The sequence below is a fragment of the Promineifilum sp. (SeqCode) genome (assembly GCF_041918635.1).
In the GTDB taxonomy this organism is placed as follows: Bacteria; Chloroflexota; Anaerolineae; order Promineifilales; family Promineifilaceae; genus Promineifilum.
In genome coordinates this window covers 1-15,537 of the sequence record NZ_JAYRVJ010000464.1, presented here as the reverse complement: position 1 = coordinate 15,537, position 15,537 = coordinate 1, and the positions used below count along the sequence as shown (strand labels likewise).

The window sequence follows — 15,537 nt, the reverse complement described above, 5'->3', positions numbered from 1 at the left end:
GTCTCGCTGGACGGCAAGAGCAACTGGCTGGAAGGATCGATGCTACTGGTGCTCTACGTCATCCTGGGCGTAGCCTTTTTCTTCCTGTAAGAGAATGAATGGCTACGGACTTCGACGGATGACACGGATTAAGAACGGTACTTCTTATCCGTATTATCCGTGAAAATCTGTAGCCATCTCTTTTTTCTCGTCTAGCGTCCGCGCCGCCAGGTATAAAGGCGGTGGAGTAAGCCGTTGTAGACGCGGTCGGCCGCGCCGACAGTGCGGCGAACTTCGCCGCCGAAGCCGCGCTTGAAACGGTAGACCGGCCACAACCCCTCTTGCCGGTCGGTGAAGCCGGCCTCTAGCTCGGCTTCCTCCGCGTCGGGGATGCCCCACAGGTCATAGCTCGTGCAGCCGCGCGCCTTGGCCCAGCGGATGCCCGCCCACTGCGCGGCATAGGCCGGCATACGCTGGCGCTCCTCGTCGCTCGACGCCCCATAGAGGTAGGCTGCCGACTCCCCCCAGGTGAAGACCATGACGCCTGCCAGCGGCCGCCCCTCGTACTCGGCCAGCCACAGCGCCGCGTGCTCCGGAGCGAAGATCTCGTAGGCCGCCCGGTAATACTCCGGCTGGTGGATGCCGAAGCTGTCGCGCCGGCCGGTGGCCTGCATGAGCCAGTTGAAGGCGGACAGGTCGGCGGCCGTCCCCTGGCGCACGGTGACGCCCTTCTTCTCCGCCAACCGGATGTTATAGCGCGTCTTCTGCTTCATGGCGGCCAGGATGTCTTCTTCCGATGGGCGTAGATCGATCACGATCGTCCGCGGCGGCTGGATGGTGTCGGGGGAGGGGACGCAGCCGTGCCGCCGGTAGAGCGCTTCCCACGTCGCGGCCGGCATCTCGTCCTGCCACAGCCGCGGCTCGATCTTGAGCATGCCCGCGCCGCGCCGGTAGGCGGCCTGGTCGATCTGGTTGAACAGTACGTCCACCTGCTCGGCGTCGCCCCAATCGACCAGCGGGCCGTGGGGCACGTAGCCCATCTTGACCACGCCCAGGGCCACCGAGCGGAAGAGCACCTGCGCCCCGGCCACCAGCCGGTTATCGCGCCGCATCCAGACCCGCTGCGAGGTCCAGCCGAAGCGGTTTTTCAGCCGCGCCCAATTCGTGGTCTGCAAGAGACTGCCATGCGGGTGGGCGGCGACAAAGGCGTCCCACTCCGCGTCGGCTTCCGTGTAGGGCTGTTCGCCCAGTTCCAGCATTTTCGACACCATAGAGAGGGGATTATACCCGCCTTCGCCAACAGCGGGCGATGTGTTACAATGCCCGCAAGCGACAGGCAGGGAGGCGCGATGAGCCAGGCACGAGTACTCTACGACTTGCAACAGCTTGACAGCGAGATACGGTCCCGCAAGCACCGTCTGGGCGAGGTGATCCGGCTGCAGAAGGAGCCGCCCGCCCTGGTGGCTGCCCGCGAGCGCGCCGCCGCGGCCGAGGCTGAACTGCAACGCTGGCGCGCTCGTCAGAAGGATCTGTCGCTGGAGATCGGCGGCCTGAACGACAAGGCCCGCCGCTCCGAGGAGCGCCTCTACTCCGGCAACATCAAGAATCCTAAAGAGCTGAGCGACCTGCAACACGAAGTAGAGGCGTTGGGCCGCCGCCGCGCCGCGCTGGAAGACGAGGCGCTGACTGTCATGATGACGCTCGATGAGCACCAGAGCGTCAAGACCGCCGCCGACGCCGAGGTCGAGCAGCTGGCCGGCGACTTCCGCGCCGCCTCGGCCACGCTGAACCGCGAGCAGCAGACGCTTGCCATGCACCTCAACCAACTGCTGGAAAAGCGCCAGCGCCAGGCGGCTCTGGCCCAGCCGGCCCCGCTCAAGGCGTATGACCAGCTCAGCAAACAGAAGAACGGGCTGGCCGTGGCCGGGCTGCGGGGCAACAAGTGCATGGCCTGCCAGGTGACCGTTTCAGCCAGCACGATCAAGGCCGTCAATGAGGGCAAGCTCGTCCAGTGCGACAGCTGCGACCGCCTCCTCTGCCCGCTTTAAGAAGAATCATCCGCAGATTTGGCAGATTTAGAATACCTCTGAAAAATCTGCCTAATCTGCCAAATCTGCGGATGATACCCTTGATTTCCCAGTGAGGTTCATCATCCATGCGTATTCTGGTCACCGGCGGCGCCGGCTATGTGGGCAGCCATACGGCGCTGGAACTGCTCCGCGCCGGGCACGATGTCGTCGTCGTCGATAATCTGATCAACAGCCACGAGGAAGCGCTACGCCGGGTCATGGACCTGGCCGGCCGGCCGCTGACCTTCCAGCGGGTGGACTTGCTCGACCGCGCGGCGCTGGCGGCCGTCTTCGCCGCCGCGCCTATCGAGGCCGTCATTCACTTCGCCGCGCTGAAGGCCGTCGGCGAGTCCGTCGCCCAACCGCTGCGCTACTACCACAACAACGTCACCGGCACGCTGCACCTGCTGGACGTGATGGAGCAATACGGCGTGCGGCAAATCGTCTATAGCTCCTCGGCCACCGTCTACGGCGACCCGCAGTCGTCGCCTATCACCGAGGCGTTCCCACTGTCGGCTGTCAATCCGTATGGGCGCACCAAGCTTATTGTGGAGGATGTACTGCGCGACCTGCATCAGGCCGACCCACGCTGGCGCGTAGCGATTCTGCGCTACTTCAACCCCATCGGCGCCCACCCCAGCGGCCGGATCGGCGAAGACCCCAACGGCCCACCCAACAACCTCGTGCCCTACATCGCCCAGGTCGCCGTCGGCCGGCGGCCCTACCTGCCGATTTATGGCGACAGCTACCCGACGCCCGACGGCACGGGCGTGCGCGACTACATCCACGTCGTCGATCTGGCTCTCGGCCACCTATGCGCGTTGAAGAAGCTGGCCGAAGGCCCCGGGTTGCACACGTACAACCTGGGCACGGGGCGCGGCTACAGTGTCCTGGAAGTAGCGGCGGCCTTCGAGCGCGCCTGCGGCCGGGCGATTCCGCGGCGCATCGTGGAACCGCGGCCGGGCGACGCCGTCGTCTGCTACGCCGACCCGTCGCGGGCCGAGCGCGAATTGGGCTGGCGGGCCGAGCGCGACCTGGATGAAATGGTGAGGGATACGTGGCGGTGGCAGGAGGCGAATCCGAACGGGTATGTGGGCGAGTGAAGGCGGGGGAGCAGGGGAGCGGGGGAGAAAGAGCGTGTGCATCTTCAGGTGTGTGGAAGACCACATCCACATCTGAGGATGCTGGATCACCCCTTCTCCCCCGCCCCCCTGCTCCCCTGCTCCCCTGCCTCCTTCCCCCGATAAGCCGCCACAATCTCCGCCATAACCGCTAGCGCAATCTCCTCCGGATTATCCGCGCCGATGTCGAGGCCGATGGGGGCGTGGATGCGGTCTAGCTGTTCAGCGCTGAAGCCCTGGGCCGCCAGCCGCTCCCGCCGCGCGGCGTGGGTCTTGCGGCTGCCCAGCGCGCCGATGTAGAACGCCTCGCTCCCCAACGCTGCCCGCAATGCCGGGTCGTCGATCTTCGGGTCATGGCTCAACGTGATGACGGCCGAATCGGCGTCGGGCGGATCGTCGGCCAACGCCCGGTCAGGCCAGGCGGCGCTGAGCCGGCCGGCCGTGGGGAAGCGGGCCGCGCTGGCAAAAGCGCGCCGCGGGTCGATGACCGCCGTGCGATAACCGAGAACATCGGCCAGTCGCACCAGGGCCACGGCGATGTGCGCCCCGCCGACGATGATGAGCCGCGGCGCCGGGCGCAGCACGTCAATGAACACTTCGACCCCCTCGGCCAGCCAGGCGCGGCTGGGGCGCTTCGCGGCGCGTGCGGAGGCTCGCGCCAGTTCGTCCCATACCTTGCCCAGCGAGCCAGTCACGCCGTCGGGGCCGAGCGCCAGTTGGCATCCGAGCAGTTCCTCCGGCCCGGCGACGACCGTCACAACGGCTCCGGTCGCCTCGCGGATCAGCCAGTCGCGGGCCACGGCGTAAATAGCCGGGTTCAGGCGCTCGACGAAGACCTCGATCGTGCCGCCGCAGGCCAGCCCCACGCTCCAGGCTGTCTCGTCGGCCACGCCAAAGTGGAGCAGTTGCGGCCGTCCGCTGGCCAGCACCTCATCGCCGGCGGCGATGACCGCGCCCTCGACGCAGCCGCCGCTGACCGAGCCGCTGATGGCCGCGCCGCCGGCCGTGAAGGCCAGCTTGGCCCCCGCCTTGCGCGGCGCGGAACCCCACGTGGACAGCACCGTCGCCAAAGCGATCTCCGTCTCGCCGACCGCCAGCCAGCGGTCGATGTCCTCGCGTACTTCGTTCATCGCGCCGATTGTAATGGATGCGGGCTGGCGCTTCAACCGGCAATGGGTAAGGCAAGCCGCCCCAACGCTGTCTACTCAAGTATGAATGAGGGCTGCGCCCTCCTCCGCACTGAGGCCTTCATGATTCCTAATTCGCAATTTCCAACAGGAACGGTGAATCCACATGAGTGATAACAAACTTGAAGTTGCAACGCTGGGCGGCGGTTGCTTTTGGTGCCTGGATGCAGTCTACCGCGACGTGCGCGGCGTGGAGCGCGTCGTCTCCGGCTACTCCGGCGGCCACGTGCCCAACCCGACCTATGAGCAGGTTTGCGGCAAGCGGACGGGCCACGCCGAAGTGGTGCAGGTCTGGTTCGATCCGGCCATCATCGGCTACGAGGACATCCTGACCATCTTCTGGCGCATCCACGACCCGACGACGCCCAACCGCCAAGGCAACGACGTCGGCCCGCAGTACCGCTCGATCATCTTCTACCACGACGACGCCCAGCGCGCGGCGGCCGAGAAGACCCGCGACGCGGCCGTGGCTGATGGCGTCTGGCGCGACCCCATCGTGACCGAGATTGTCCCCTTTGAGGCGTTCTACGAGGCCGAGGCGTACCACCAGGACTACTTCGCCCAAAACCCGTATCAGCCCTACTGTGTCTACGTAGTCGATCCCAAGGTGCGCAAGTTCCGCAAGTCGTTCCAGGAGAAGTTGAAGCAGACGGCTTAGGGAGCAGTATTCAGTAGGTCAGTCGGCCAGTAGGTCAGTATTCAGTCTAAACTGACCTACTGACCTACTGAAAGTCCGTCAACTCCGTTTCCACATTGCGGACGGCGGGAATCAGGTAAAAAGCCAGGCTGAAGAGCGTCCCCAGGGTGGCCGTGCCGACGAACATCAGGCCCATCCCCGCGCCCGGCCCCACCCCCACCAGACCGCCAAACAGCGGCGCGAGCGCCCCGCCTGGCAGCATGGCCGGCTCCAATACCCGGTCGGCCAGGATGCCGCCGAACAGGTAGCCGAACGGGAACAGCGCCAGCCGCATCATGCCGTCGGTGGAGAAGACCCGCCCCTGGAGCGCCGGGGCGACCTTGCTCTGCCAGATGGCTTGCCGGCTACCCACGATGATGGGGATGAACACCGCCGCCGCGCAGGCGGCGATGACCCAGACCAAAACGCCCTGGCCAACGGCGAAGAGGAAGTCGCCCAATAGGAAGGAAAGCGCCGTGGCGATGAGGACGCCGTGAATCTTGCGGCGCGGCCCGCCCCAGGCCGCCATCAGCAGCCCGCCGATCACACCCGCCGCGCCTAGCGCCCCCTGCACCAGCCCCAACGCGACCTCGTCGCCGCCGGTGCGGGCCAGCACCATCGCCGGCAGAATGGCGAAGTAGGTCAGCGCCGCGAAGAAGTTGATAATGGTGAAGTGCAGTGTCAGCCCCAGCAGCCCCGGACGCTGCCGCAGGTAGTCGAAGCCGACGCGCATCTCACCCCAGAAGTCGGGCCGCTCCGCCTCACCCTCGGCCCGCACGGCCGGGACGCGCACCAGCAACAGGGTAAGGACGGCGACGAGGAAGGTCGCCACATCCGCGAAGAGAACGCCCGACACGCCGACCCAGGGGATGAGCAAGCCGGCTAGAAACGGGGCCAATACGCGCGCGCCTTCCTGAGCCATCGAACGTAGCCCATTGCCCCGCGCGTAGAACTCCTTGGGCAGCAAGACGGTGCTGGCCGCGCCGTAGGCCGGTTCCTGGAAAGCGTCGAGCGCCGCCGTCAGCGCCTCGGCGGCGTAGAGGTGCCAGATCGCCAGCGTGTCCGTGAAGTAGAGCACCAGGAGGGCGGCTGTGATGAGACCCGCGCCCAGATCGGTGAAGAGCATGATCAGCCGCCGATCGAGCCGATCAACCCACACACCGGCGATGGGGCTGAACAGGATGTAGGGGACGAAGGCGAAGAAACCGAGCAGGGCCACGGTCGTCGCCGCACCCGTCTGCTGGTAGGCCCAGATGAGCAGGGCAAAGCGCGTCATCGCCGTGCCCACCCGCGACACGAACTGCCCGAACCAGATGATGAGGAAGGTGCGAATCGTGGGGCTATTCATCATCGGCCGGAGAGATCATCCGCAGATTTCGCAGATTACGCAGATTTCAGAAAAATCTGCGTAATCTGCGAAATCTGCGGATCATTCCTTCTTACTCTTCGCGCTCGCGCAGGTGGGGGAAGAGCAGGACCTCGCGCAGCGTCCGGCTGTCGGTGAAGAGCATCGCCAGCCGATCCACGCCCAGGCCGAAACCGCCGTTAGGCGGCATGCCGTAGCGCATGGCCCGCAGGTAATCCTCGTCGATGGGGTTACGCTCCTCGTCGTCTTTGGCAAACGTTTCTTGCAGCGCCTCGAAGCGGCGGCGCTGCTCCAGCGGGTCGTTCAGCTCGGTGAAGGCGTTGCCCATCTCCATGCCGCCGATGAAGAACTCAAAGCGCTCGACGTGCAGCGGGTCGCCGGGCACGCTCTTGGCCAGCGGCGAGATGTCGCGCGGGTAGTCCAGGATGAACGTCGGCTGGATGAGGCGCGGCTCGACGAAATCGCCCAGCAGCCCATCGATGAGCTTGCCCCACGGCGCGCCGGGCGGCGCTTCGCCGCCAATGGCACGAATCGCGTGGGCCAGCGCCGGCGCGTCGGGGTACTCCATATAGTCGATCTCGGCGAACTGCTTGATGGCGTCGCGCAGGGTGATGCGCTGCCAGGCCGAGCCGAAGTCGATGGTCTGGCCGTGATAGACCAGCGTCGTGCCACCCAACACGTCGCGCGCCGCCTGGGCCAGCATCCGCTCGGTGAAGTCCATCACGTCGCGGTAGTCCCAATAGGCAGCGTAAAACTCCAGTTGGGTGAACTCCGGGTTGTGCTTGAAGCTGACGCCCTCATTGCGGAAGTCGCGACCGATCTCGTAGACGCGCTCATAACCGCCGACCAGCAGCCGCTTCAAGTACAACTCGAACGAGATGCGCAGATACAACTCCTGCTTGAGCTGGTTATGGTAGGTTGTGAACGGCCGCGCCGCCGCGCCGCCGTAGAGCGGCTGCAAGATGGGCGTCTCTGTCTCCAGGAAGCCGTTGGCGTCCATGAAGCGGCGCAGGGCGCTGATCAGCCGGGCCCGCGTGCGGAAAATGTCGCGCACCTCCGGGTTGACCGCCAGGTCAGCGTAGCGCTGCCGGTAGCGCTCCTCCAGGTCGGCGAAGGCGCTGTAGCGGACGACCTGCCCATCCACCTCCTGCTCCTTGGCCACGGGCAGCGGGCTGATGGCCTTGCTGAGCAGCCGCCAGTCGCGCACGTGCAGGCTGATCTCGCCCGTCCGGGTGCGGAACAGCTCGCCGCCGGCCTGGACGAAGTCGCCCAGGTCGATCAGCTTCTTGAAGATGGCGTGCGATTCCTCGCCCAGGTCGTCGCGCCGCAGGAAGAGTTGCAGCTTGCCGGACTCGTCGGCGATGTGGGCAAAAATGGTCTTGCCCATGTCGCGAACGCTCAGCAGCCGGCCACAGACCGTGGGCCGGATCGTCTCACCCTCGACCGCGTTCTCAAAGGCGGCCAGCGCCTCGGCCGTCGTGTGGCTGCGCTCGACGCGCAGCGGGAAGGGGTCGATCCCCGCCTCCTGGAGCCGGGCCAGCTTCTCCAGGCGTTGCTCTTCCAATGCGTTGGGTTGCCACTCCATGTTACGCTCCAAAAAAAAGCCCGTGCGCGCACTCGGTGCGCCACACGGGCATTGCTTTCGTTGTTCGGCTGGGGGGATTATCCGCTACTCGACTTTGACCACCCGGAACTCGGTAATGCCGCGCGGCGCGTTAACGCGCACCACTTCGCCAACCTTAATGCCCAGCAGCACCTTACCCAGCGGGCTTTCGTTGGAGATGCGGCCCTCGACCGGATCGGCCTCCAGGGGGCCGACCAACTGGTAGCGCTCCTCCTCGTCCGTGCCGACTTCGGTCACCGTCACCCAGTCGCCAAGCTTCACCCGGTCGTGGGGCGACATGTCCTCGTTGATCAACTGGTAGTTGTTGAGAATCTCGTCCAGCTCCTGAATGCGCCCTTCCAGGAAAGCCTGAGCATTGCGCGCGGCCTCAAGCTCGGCGTTATCGACAAAGTCGTCGTCCTGCCCGTCCTCGAACGCGCGGTGCAACCGGTCGGCCACCTCTTCGCGGCCTTTAGTGCGCAAATGCTCCAACTCTTTCGTCAGGCGCTCCAACCCCTCGGTGGTCAGCAGCGTGGGTTTCTTTGACAGCATACGTATCGTCCCTATTTCACATGCAAAAACCGCTGAGAGCAGCGGTCAGCATCTTACGAAGATTCCAGGACATAGTATATCAACAACTTCTGGCTTGTAAAGTGATCGCCAATTGACTAAAGACCTGGCGGGTGGGCGGCCACAAGTTTCGTTCTCTTCACAGTCTCATTGGCCGCCCACCTGTCAGGTCTGGGGGGCGAGATCAAAGGGGTTGGGCCGCGGGTTGTGGGGCGGAGGCCGCCGCGCGACCGTTCTCGGCCGGGGCCAGCGCGTCAGACGGCCGGCCGTGCAATAGCTGCCCGCCGACCGGCAGGTAGTCGTAGCCGGCGGCGACGAGCATGTCATAGTCCGGCAACATGCGCCGGCCGTCCATGACCAGGTAGGGCGGCTGCACCGTCGTCTGGATGGTGCGCGCCAGCCCGCGAAACTCTTCCCAGTCGGTGGAGATGTAGAGCGCCTGAGTACCCTCGATGGCCTCCTTGGCCGTCTCATGGTAGGTGATGCGCTCGAACAGGTGGTTCTTGTCCGGATTGAACCAGCTGCGGCGCGCCTCGTCCATGGCCAGTGGGTCATAGGCGCGAATGGCGCGCACGCCGCGCGACAGCAGCGTCTCGACCACGCGCAGGGCAGCCGAGTCGCGCATGTCGTTAGTGCGTTTCTTGAAGGCCAGGCCCAGCAGGGCCACCGTCTTCTGGTTGAAGTTGAAGTGCGCCTCGTGAATGGCGCGCTCGATCAGGTAGGTCTTCTGGTACTCGTTAATGCCGTAGACCGCGCGCAGAATATCGGTCGAGCGGCCGGCCTGATTCAACTGGTAAATGAGCGAGCGGATGTCCTTGCCAAAGCAGCTGCCGCCCGCGCCGTTACTGACGTAGGAGCCCCACGTGCTGATGCGGGCGTCGGAGGTCACGCCGATCTTCAAGTCTTCCATGCGGATGTTGGGCAACGCCTCGGCCAGCCGCGCGCCGACCCCATTCCAGAAGGAAATGTAGGTCAGCAAGAGCGTGTTGCTCATGTACTTGATCGCCTCGGCTGTCTCCGGCGTCGTCTCCAGGTAGCGGATGCGTACGTGGTTGACAAACTGGGAGTAGAGGCGGCGCAGAATCTGGAAGTCCTCCGGCGTATCCGCGCCCACGACGACGCGATCCGGCCGGCGTGACCCCTCGACGGCGTTGCCCTGGGCCAGAAACTCCGGGTTCGAGGCCACGCCGAAGTTCTCCACACCATGCTCGCGCATGATCAACTCCAACTGGCGGGCGGTGCCGATGGGCACGGTGCTCTTGTTCACCAGCACCACGCGCGTCTTCTTCGGCCGCCGGGCCAGCAGGTCGGCCAGGTGATGGGCCGCGTCGAAGTAGTAGGTCATGTCCGTCGAGCCGTCCCGCTTGGGCGGGGTGTTGATGCAGAAGAAGAACACCTCCCCATCTTCGGCTATCTGGGTAATATCGGTTGTGAAGAAGAGATACCGGCCCAGATTATCGGCCACGACCTCGGGCAGGCCAGGCTCGTTAACGTAGCGTTCGATCTCGTGCGCCTCGCCAGTCTGATAGGCGGCAATGCGCGCGGCGTCGATGTCATAGGCATGCACTTCATGCCCATATTCGGATAGCACCGCCGCGTGGGGCAAGCCCACAAACCCGGTTCCAATCACCACGATTTTCATAGTTCTGGGCTCCTAAGGAAATTAAGAATTAGGAATTAGGAATTATGAATGAAGCGCCAGAGAGGTCAGTATTGGTTCTCGCCACGCTCTTCATTCCTAATTCCTAATTCTTAATTCCTAATTCCCAATTCTTAGTCTCCACATTCTAGCGCCTACAGGGGCGCATACCAAGTCTCAGAGGTGACGTTCGGGCGTCGTTTCGGCGGCGATTGCACTGCGCTGAGCCAATTGACCGGCCGCCGTGTCGTCAAGCATCAGCCGCGCCACCCGCCGGCCGATCTCCACGGCGAAGTTCGTGCCCCGATCCCACGGGTACACCTGACTCATGCTGGCAAAGTAGAGTCCGGGGAGCGGCGTACGCAGGTCGGGCACGGCCGCCGAGTGGTTAAGGCGCGGCACCGGCTGGGCGTAGCGCGCGCGAAACAGCCAACTGCGGCGCACCCACTCCGGCCGGAACGCCGGATTAATGTGGCGCAGCACGCCGACGAACAGCCGCTCCAGTTCCTCCTGGCTCATCGCGAAGTAAGGATGGTCGGGTGTCACGTAGTCACCGCAGTAGACGATGTGGTCGCCGCCGTAGTGGGCGCGGTCGATGTAGTTGGTGTGTTCGACCAGGGCCAGAAAGGGCACGCCGCCGGATTTGTCGGGCGAGGTAGCCGGGATATTGAGCCAGTAGGTGTTCGTCTCGGCCAGCAGCGGGTGCTTCAGAGCCAGCGTCATAACGACCGCGCCCATGCTCTTCAGCGCCAGCAGCCCCGACAGATACGTCTCGGCCAGGTCGGGGGCCAGACGGGCCAGCAGGGCCGGCGAGGTCGTCACCAGGCAGGCGTCGTAGAGCGCCGCTTCGCCTCCCGCGGCCACGAGCACGCCGCCATTGGCCGGCCGGATAGACTCAGCCGGGCAATTCAGCCGGATGTCGCCGCCTGTCGCCCGCACCGCCTCGGTCAGCCGGTCAATGAACGCCTGGAAGCCGCCCTCGAAGTAACCCAGGCGCGGGCTGCGGACGTGCAGCCGCGCCCACATCCAGGCCATGTTAACCTCTTCATAGTAAGGGCCGAACTTGCCGATGAGCAGCGGACGCCAGACCGTCTCGTAAATCTTGTCGCCGTAGTAGCGGCGCAGCCAGGCGTCGGCGGTGTGCTGCTCCAACTGCCGCCACGGCTTGGTAAAACGCAGGTAGGCGCTGACCAGGCCGAAGCGGGCCACATCGATGGGGTTGAAGCCGGGAAAGGTGATCCAGCGTTGGGGCGAGTCGAAAGGCACGATACGGTCGCGGTAGATGACCGACGTGATCGGCCGGGGGAAGAAGAGCTTGTCCCGCATGCCAAGCTCTTCGACCAGGCCGATGATGGCTTTGTCGGAGGTGAAGAGGTGGTGGTAGAACTTCTCCAGCGGCCACTCCCAGCGTTCGTCGCGGAAGCCAGTGGCCAGCCCGCCGGTCTGGCTATCCCCCTCCAATAGCGTCACGTCGTGCCCGGCGCGCAACAGGTCATAAGCGGCGGATAACCCGGTGATACCCGCACCGACGATGGCGACCCTCATCGCCGCACCTCCCGCTCCGGGGCCGGCGCGGCGGCCGAGCCGTTGGGTGAGCCGGCGGGCAGAGGGCCGGCCTCCGTCGCCAGGCCGGCCTCCACCGCGCGGCCGATGTCGCCCCAGCCCAGTTGCGAACGTACCATGTAGTAGAAGCCCAGCAGGGTGATGGGCAGCCAGAGCGCGGCGTGGAGCGTCAGGGTGTAGGCGGTGGCGATGGCCGGGTCTACGCCGTAGAGCGTCAGCACGGCGATGCCCGGCCCGTCGAACGTGCCGATGTAGCCGGGGGCGGAGGGCAGCGTCGTCGCCAGATTGACGACGCCGTTCATGAGCATCAGGGCGAAGAACGAGACGGTGAAGTCGAAGGCGTGCATGACGAACCAGTACTTGACCGTCTCCAGCAGCCAGATGACGACCGAGGTCAGGAAGATCATGAGCAGGCCACGCGCGTCGCGCAGGCAAGCCAGGCCAAAGACGAAGCGCTCGGCGAAGTCGAGCAGCGGCGCGCGTAGCCGTCCCGGCAGCAGCCGGTTGGCCAGCCACTCGGTCAGGCGCATGAAACGCTCTGGCACGACGGCCACGGCGAAGAAGACGAGCAACGCGCCCAGGAAGATGGCGCTGCCCAGCACAACGACAAAGCGGATGTCGTCACTGGGCAGCGGGGCGAACGGCAGGGCGACAAAGACGAAGAGCAACATCACCAGGCCGTCGAAGACGCGCTCGACGACGATAGTCGCCAGGCTACTGCTGGCCGAGACGCCCTCCTGCCGGCGCAGGATGAAGGCGCGTAACAGTTCGCCGGCGCGAAAGGGGTAGACGTTGTTGCCCATGTAGCCGATGACGACGACCGGGAAGAGGCGACCGAGGGGAATGCGCTTCATGGGTCGCAGCAGGTAATCCCACCGCCACGTCCGCGCCCAGACGGCCAGAAAGTAGACGGCGACACTGGGGACAAGCCAGATGTAATCGGCCGAGCGCAGGCTGACCCATACGTCGCGCAGGTGCAGCCCGCGCAGAGCCAGCCAAACAAAGACGGCGCTGATGAGCACGCCGATGCCCAATCGGAGATATTTCGACTTCAACCGCGTTAACCTCTACTACTGATACACGGGAACCGCACCATGGACGCAATTGTATCACATCGGCGACTAGTGGTCAGTGGGCAGTGATCAGTAAGCAGTAGGTCAGTGAAAAGAAATCTCCCCTGCCCCCTGCTCCCCTGCGCTATTTGCTACCTGCCACTTGCACCCCCGCCCAAACGATCCTATAATTCCGTCTGTTCGGGGTGTGGCGCAGACTGGTAGCGCGCTTCGTTCGGGTCGAAGAGGTCGCCGGTTCGAGTCCGGCCACCCCGACAGCCAAACCGCCCGGTCTAAGCCGTGCGGTTTTTCGTTGAAGAAGCATCCACAGATTTCACAGATTGCGCAGATTAAGAGAAGAAGCGCACGCAAAGAGCGCCAAGAGCGCTAAGAAGACCTTGTTATTTCTTCTTGGCATTCTTGGCGAACTTGGCGCTCTTTGCGTGAGCCTCTTTCTTAATCTGTGAAATCTGTGGATTCTCCCTCTTACATCGTCGCCAGGATACCTTCGAGGTCTTCACGGGTGAAGACGTACTCCTCGTGGCAATAGCGGCAGTTCACCGTCGCCTGGCCTTCGCCGTCCAGGATGGACTGAATCTCCTCCCGGCCCAGCGACACCAGCGCCTCGTACGTCCGCTCCCGGCTGCAATTGCACTCGAAGCGTACCGGGTACTTGGACAGTAGCGTGTGTTTCAGGTCCCTGAAGACTTCATCCAGGATCGTCTCAGGCTTCTGGCCCTCGGCCAGCAGCGCCGTAATGGGCGGCATCTCCTGCAATCGCTCCTTAAGCTGTTCGACCGTTCCCGCCTCGTAGGGAGGCAGCGGCTGGATGAGGATGCCGCCGGCGGCGGCCACCGAGCCGTCCTCGTTCAGCGCCACGCCGATCTCCACCGCTGTCGCCACCTGATCCGACTGCTCCAGGAAAAAAGCCAGGTCGCCGCCGATGTCGCTGGTGACCAGGTGCACCGTCCCCTCGGCCAGTTCCGGCAAGCCCAGATCGCGCACAACGGTCAGCAACCCCGCCTGGCCGATGGCCGCCGGCACATCGTACTCGCCGGCGACGAGCGGCAGGTCAACATCCGGCTCGGCCACGTAGCCGCGCAGGCTGCCGTTGCTGTCCGCCTCGACGACGATCTTGCGCAGCGGGCCGGTCCCTTCCCACTTGAGGGCCACGCGCTGCCCCACCTTGAGCAGACCGCCCATGAGCGCCGCGGCCGTCAGCGCCCGGCCGAGGGCGACCGTGGCCGTCGGCGCAGTGTTGTGGCGCTGCCGGGCCTCTTCGACCAGGTGAGTCGTCGCCGCGGCATAGCCGCGCACGCCCTGCTCTGTCGCCAGCGCCAGATACATGTAGTCCTTCAATTCAGTTACTCCCAAGTCCATAAGATAATCCACAGATTTCGCAGATTTTTTAGACGTTCCGTGTGTGCAATAGCTTTCCTCTGCAACACGAATGAATGGCTACGGATTGGGACGGAAGATACGGATAATTCGTATCTTCCGTCCCAATCCGTAGCCATTTGTTGAGTGTAGCAGATCGAGGGCGCGGCGGGTACAATGCGGTGGCCGCTATGAGTACGCTCACCCGCCCCTCGGGCCTCATCGAGATGATCCGCCGCGCCCACAGCGCGCGCGGCCGGCAGGCGACGGGCCTCTACGCCATCGAGGGCGTGCGGCTGGTGGAGCGGGCGTTGCGGGCCGGCGCGCCGCTGGCCGCCGTGCTGGCCGCCGAGAGCCTGGCCGCCGATCCGCGCCGCCGCGACCTGCTGGCCGCCCTGCGCGCCGCCGGATGCCCCGTCACCGTCGCCCCCGACGCCGCGCTGATCACCCTGACCGAAGGGCGCGATCTGGGTCTCATTCTGGGGCTGGTGCGGCTGCCGGAGCCGATCCGTCTGTCTGATTTGCTGGTCTCTAGAGCGCAGGGGAGCGGGGGAGCGGAGGAGCAGGGGAGCTTACCCGCGACCACTGACCAACTACCAACCATCGCCGACCTGCTACCCGCCCCCCCGCTCCCCTGCCCCCCCGCCCCCCTGCTCCTCGCTGCCATAGACATCACCGACCCCGGCAACGCCGGCGCGCTAACGCGCACGGCCCACGCTACCGGGGCGCGCGCCCTGTTGGCCGTCGGGGCCAGCGACCCCTTCCACCCGCGGGCCACGCGTATCAGCCGGGGCAGCATCTTCAAGCTGCCGGTGATCGCCTACGCCGACGCCGCGGCGCTGCTGGCCGATCTGCGCGCCAACGGCGTGGCCGCTATCGCCACAACCGCGGCCGGCGGCGCGCCCCTGCCGGACGTGGTCTGGCCGGTCGGGCCGTTGGCGGTGCTGATGGGCAATGAGGCGGAGGGGTTGCCGGCGGCTGTGCAGGCGGCCGTCGATCTCCAGGTGACGATCCCGATGGCGGCGGGGGTGGATTCGTATTCGGTGAATGCGGCGGCGGCGATTATATTGTACGAGATAAGCACTAGCGCATAGGGATTCAACATTGACAGGTACTGCTACATCCCTCTACACCCGCCCCTACCACTCCGAAGCCGACTACCCCGCCCTGCGCCGCCTGCTGGTGGACATCCTGGCCCTCACCGGCCCGCCCGTCTACGCCACCATCGGCAACCTGGACTGGTGGCGCGTGGCCGAGGACGACCCGCGCTCCATCTACGCCGCGCGCCTGTGGTTCGACGGGCCGGAGCGCCTGGTCGCCTTCGCCTGGCCCATC

General features: G+C 65.1%; 13 protein-coding genes, 1 tRNA gene and 1 pseudogene. 6 read left to right on the top strand and 9 right to left on the bottom strand.

All coding sequences use genetic code 11. The features are described 5' to 3' along the window. Positions 1 to 191: 191 nt before the first annotated feature. The gene (locus tag ACE3UY_RS14225) at positions 192 to 1,250 is read right to left on the bottom strand and encodes a lipid II:glycine glycyltransferase FemX (protein WP_374688171.1); all 1,059 of its coding nucleotides are present in this window, start codon (positions 1,248 to 1,250) and stop codon (positions 192 to 194) included. 78 nt (positions 1,251 to 1,328) lie between these two features. On the opposite strand from ACE3UY_RS14225, the gene ACE3UY_RS14220 reads away from it, so the two are divergent. Both ACE3UY_RS14220 and galE read left to right on the top strand, forming a co-directional pair. Then, a complete protein-coding gene (locus ACE3UY_RS14220) occupies positions 1,329 to 2,027 on the top strand; it encodes a zinc ribbon domain-containing protein (RefSeq protein WP_374688170.1) in 699 nt (232 codons plus the stop codon). Between the two features lie 107 nt (positions 2,028 to 2,134). Further along, positions 2,135 to 3,151 carry a UDP-glucose 4-epimerase GalE gene (gene galE, locus ACE3UY_RS14215; RefSeq protein WP_374688169.1) on the top strand — a complete coding sequence of 339 codons (1,017 nt, stop codon included), beginning with the start codon at positions 2,135 to 2,137 and terminating at the stop codon, positions 3,149 to 3,151. 86 nt (positions 3,152 to 3,237) lie between these two features. On the opposite strand, the gene ACE3UY_RS14210 is transcribed toward galE, so the two are convergent. Continuing rightward, positions 3,238 to 4,299, bottom strand: coding sequence for an XdhC family protein (locus ACE3UY_RS14210; RefSeq protein ID WP_374688168.1), 1,062 nt, complete (start codon positions 4,297 to 4,299; stop codon positions 3,238 to 3,240). 163 nt (positions 4,300 to 4,462) lie between these two features. Here ACE3UY_RS14210 and msrA point away from each other — a divergent pair, with 163 nt between their 5' ends. Then, positions 4,463 to 5,014, top strand: coding sequence for a peptide-methionine (S)-S-oxide reductase MsrA (msrA, locus tag ACE3UY_RS14205; protein ID WP_374688167.1), 552 nt, complete (start codon positions 4,463 to 4,465; stop codon positions 5,012 to 5,014). Between the two features lie 64 nt (positions 5,015 to 5,078). Here msrA and ACE3UY_RS14200 read toward each other — a convergent pair whose 3' ends face one another. The 6 genes from ACE3UY_RS14200 to ACE3UY_RS14175 all read right to left on the bottom strand — a co-directional run bounded on the left by ACE3UY_RS14200 (position 5,079) and on the right by ACE3UY_RS14175 (position 12,828). Beyond that, the gene (locus ACE3UY_RS14200; protein WP_374688166.1) at positions 5,079 to 6,383 is read right to left on the bottom strand and encodes an MFS transporter; all 1,305 of its coding nucleotides are present in this window, start codon (positions 6,381 to 6,383) and stop codon (positions 5,079 to 5,081) included. A gap of 88 nt (positions 6,384 to 6,471) precedes the next feature. After that, entirely contained in the window at positions 6,472 to 7,983 is a 1,512-nt protein-coding gene (lysS, locus tag ACE3UY_RS14195) for a lysine--tRNA ligase (RefSeq protein WP_374688165.1), read from the bottom strand. A gap of 84 nt (positions 7,984 to 8,067) precedes the next feature. Then, complete coding sequence (greA, locus tag ACE3UY_RS14190; RefSeq protein ID WP_374688164.1) at positions 8,068 to 8,553, bottom strand: transcription elongation factor GreA; 486 nt, start codon at positions 8,551 to 8,553, stop codon at positions 8,068 to 8,070. Between the two features lie 202 nt (positions 8,554 to 8,755). Continuing rightward, a complete protein-coding gene (locus ACE3UY_RS14185; protein ID WP_374688163.1) occupies positions 8,756 to 10,213 on the bottom strand; it encodes a UDP-glucose/GDP-mannose dehydrogenase family protein in 1,458 nt (485 codons plus the stop codon). Between the two features lie 174 nt (positions 10,214 to 10,387). Next, complete coding sequence (locus ACE3UY_RS14180) at positions 10,388 to 11,755, bottom strand: NAD(P)/FAD-dependent oxidoreductase (protein ID WP_374688162.1); 1,368 nt, start codon at positions 11,753 to 11,755, stop codon at positions 10,388 to 10,390. Next, complete coding sequence (locus ACE3UY_RS14175) at positions 11,752 to 12,828, bottom strand: lysylphosphatidylglycerol synthase transmembrane domain-containing protein (protein ID WP_374688161.1); 1,077 nt, start codon at positions 12,826 to 12,828, stop codon at positions 11,752 to 11,754. Before ACE3UY_RS14175 ends, ACE3UY_RS14180 begins: the two co-directional genes overlap by 4 nt. A gap of 199 nt (positions 12,829 to 13,027) precedes the next feature. On the opposite strand from ACE3UY_RS14175, the gene ACE3UY_RS14170 reads away from it, so the two are divergent. Beyond that, positions 13,028 to 13,101, top strand: a tRNA-Pro gene (locus tag ACE3UY_RS14170). Between the two features lie 210 nt (positions 13,102 to 13,311). Here ACE3UY_RS14170 and hslO read toward each other — a convergent pair. Beyond that, a complete protein-coding gene (gene hslO, locus ACE3UY_RS14165; RefSeq protein ID WP_374688160.1) occupies positions 13,312 to 14,205 on the bottom strand; it encodes an Hsp33 family molecular chaperone HslO in 894 nt (297 codons plus the stop codon). A gap of 188 nt (positions 14,206 to 14,393) precedes the next feature. Here hslO and ACE3UY_RS14160 point away from each other — a divergent pair, with 188 nt between their 5' ends. Together ACE3UY_RS14160 and ACE3UY_RS14155 are read left to right on the top strand one after the other, a co-directional pair. Beyond that, a complete protein-coding gene (locus tag ACE3UY_RS14160) occupies positions 14,394 to 15,296 on the top strand; it encodes a TrmH family RNA methyltransferase (RefSeq protein WP_374688159.1) in 903 nt (300 codons plus the stop codon). A gap of 10 nt (positions 15,297 to 15,306) precedes the next feature. Continuing rightward, positions 15,307 to 15,537 (top strand): annotated as a pseudogene (locus tag ACE3UY_RS14155) (N-acetyltransferase); the annotation flags it as partial.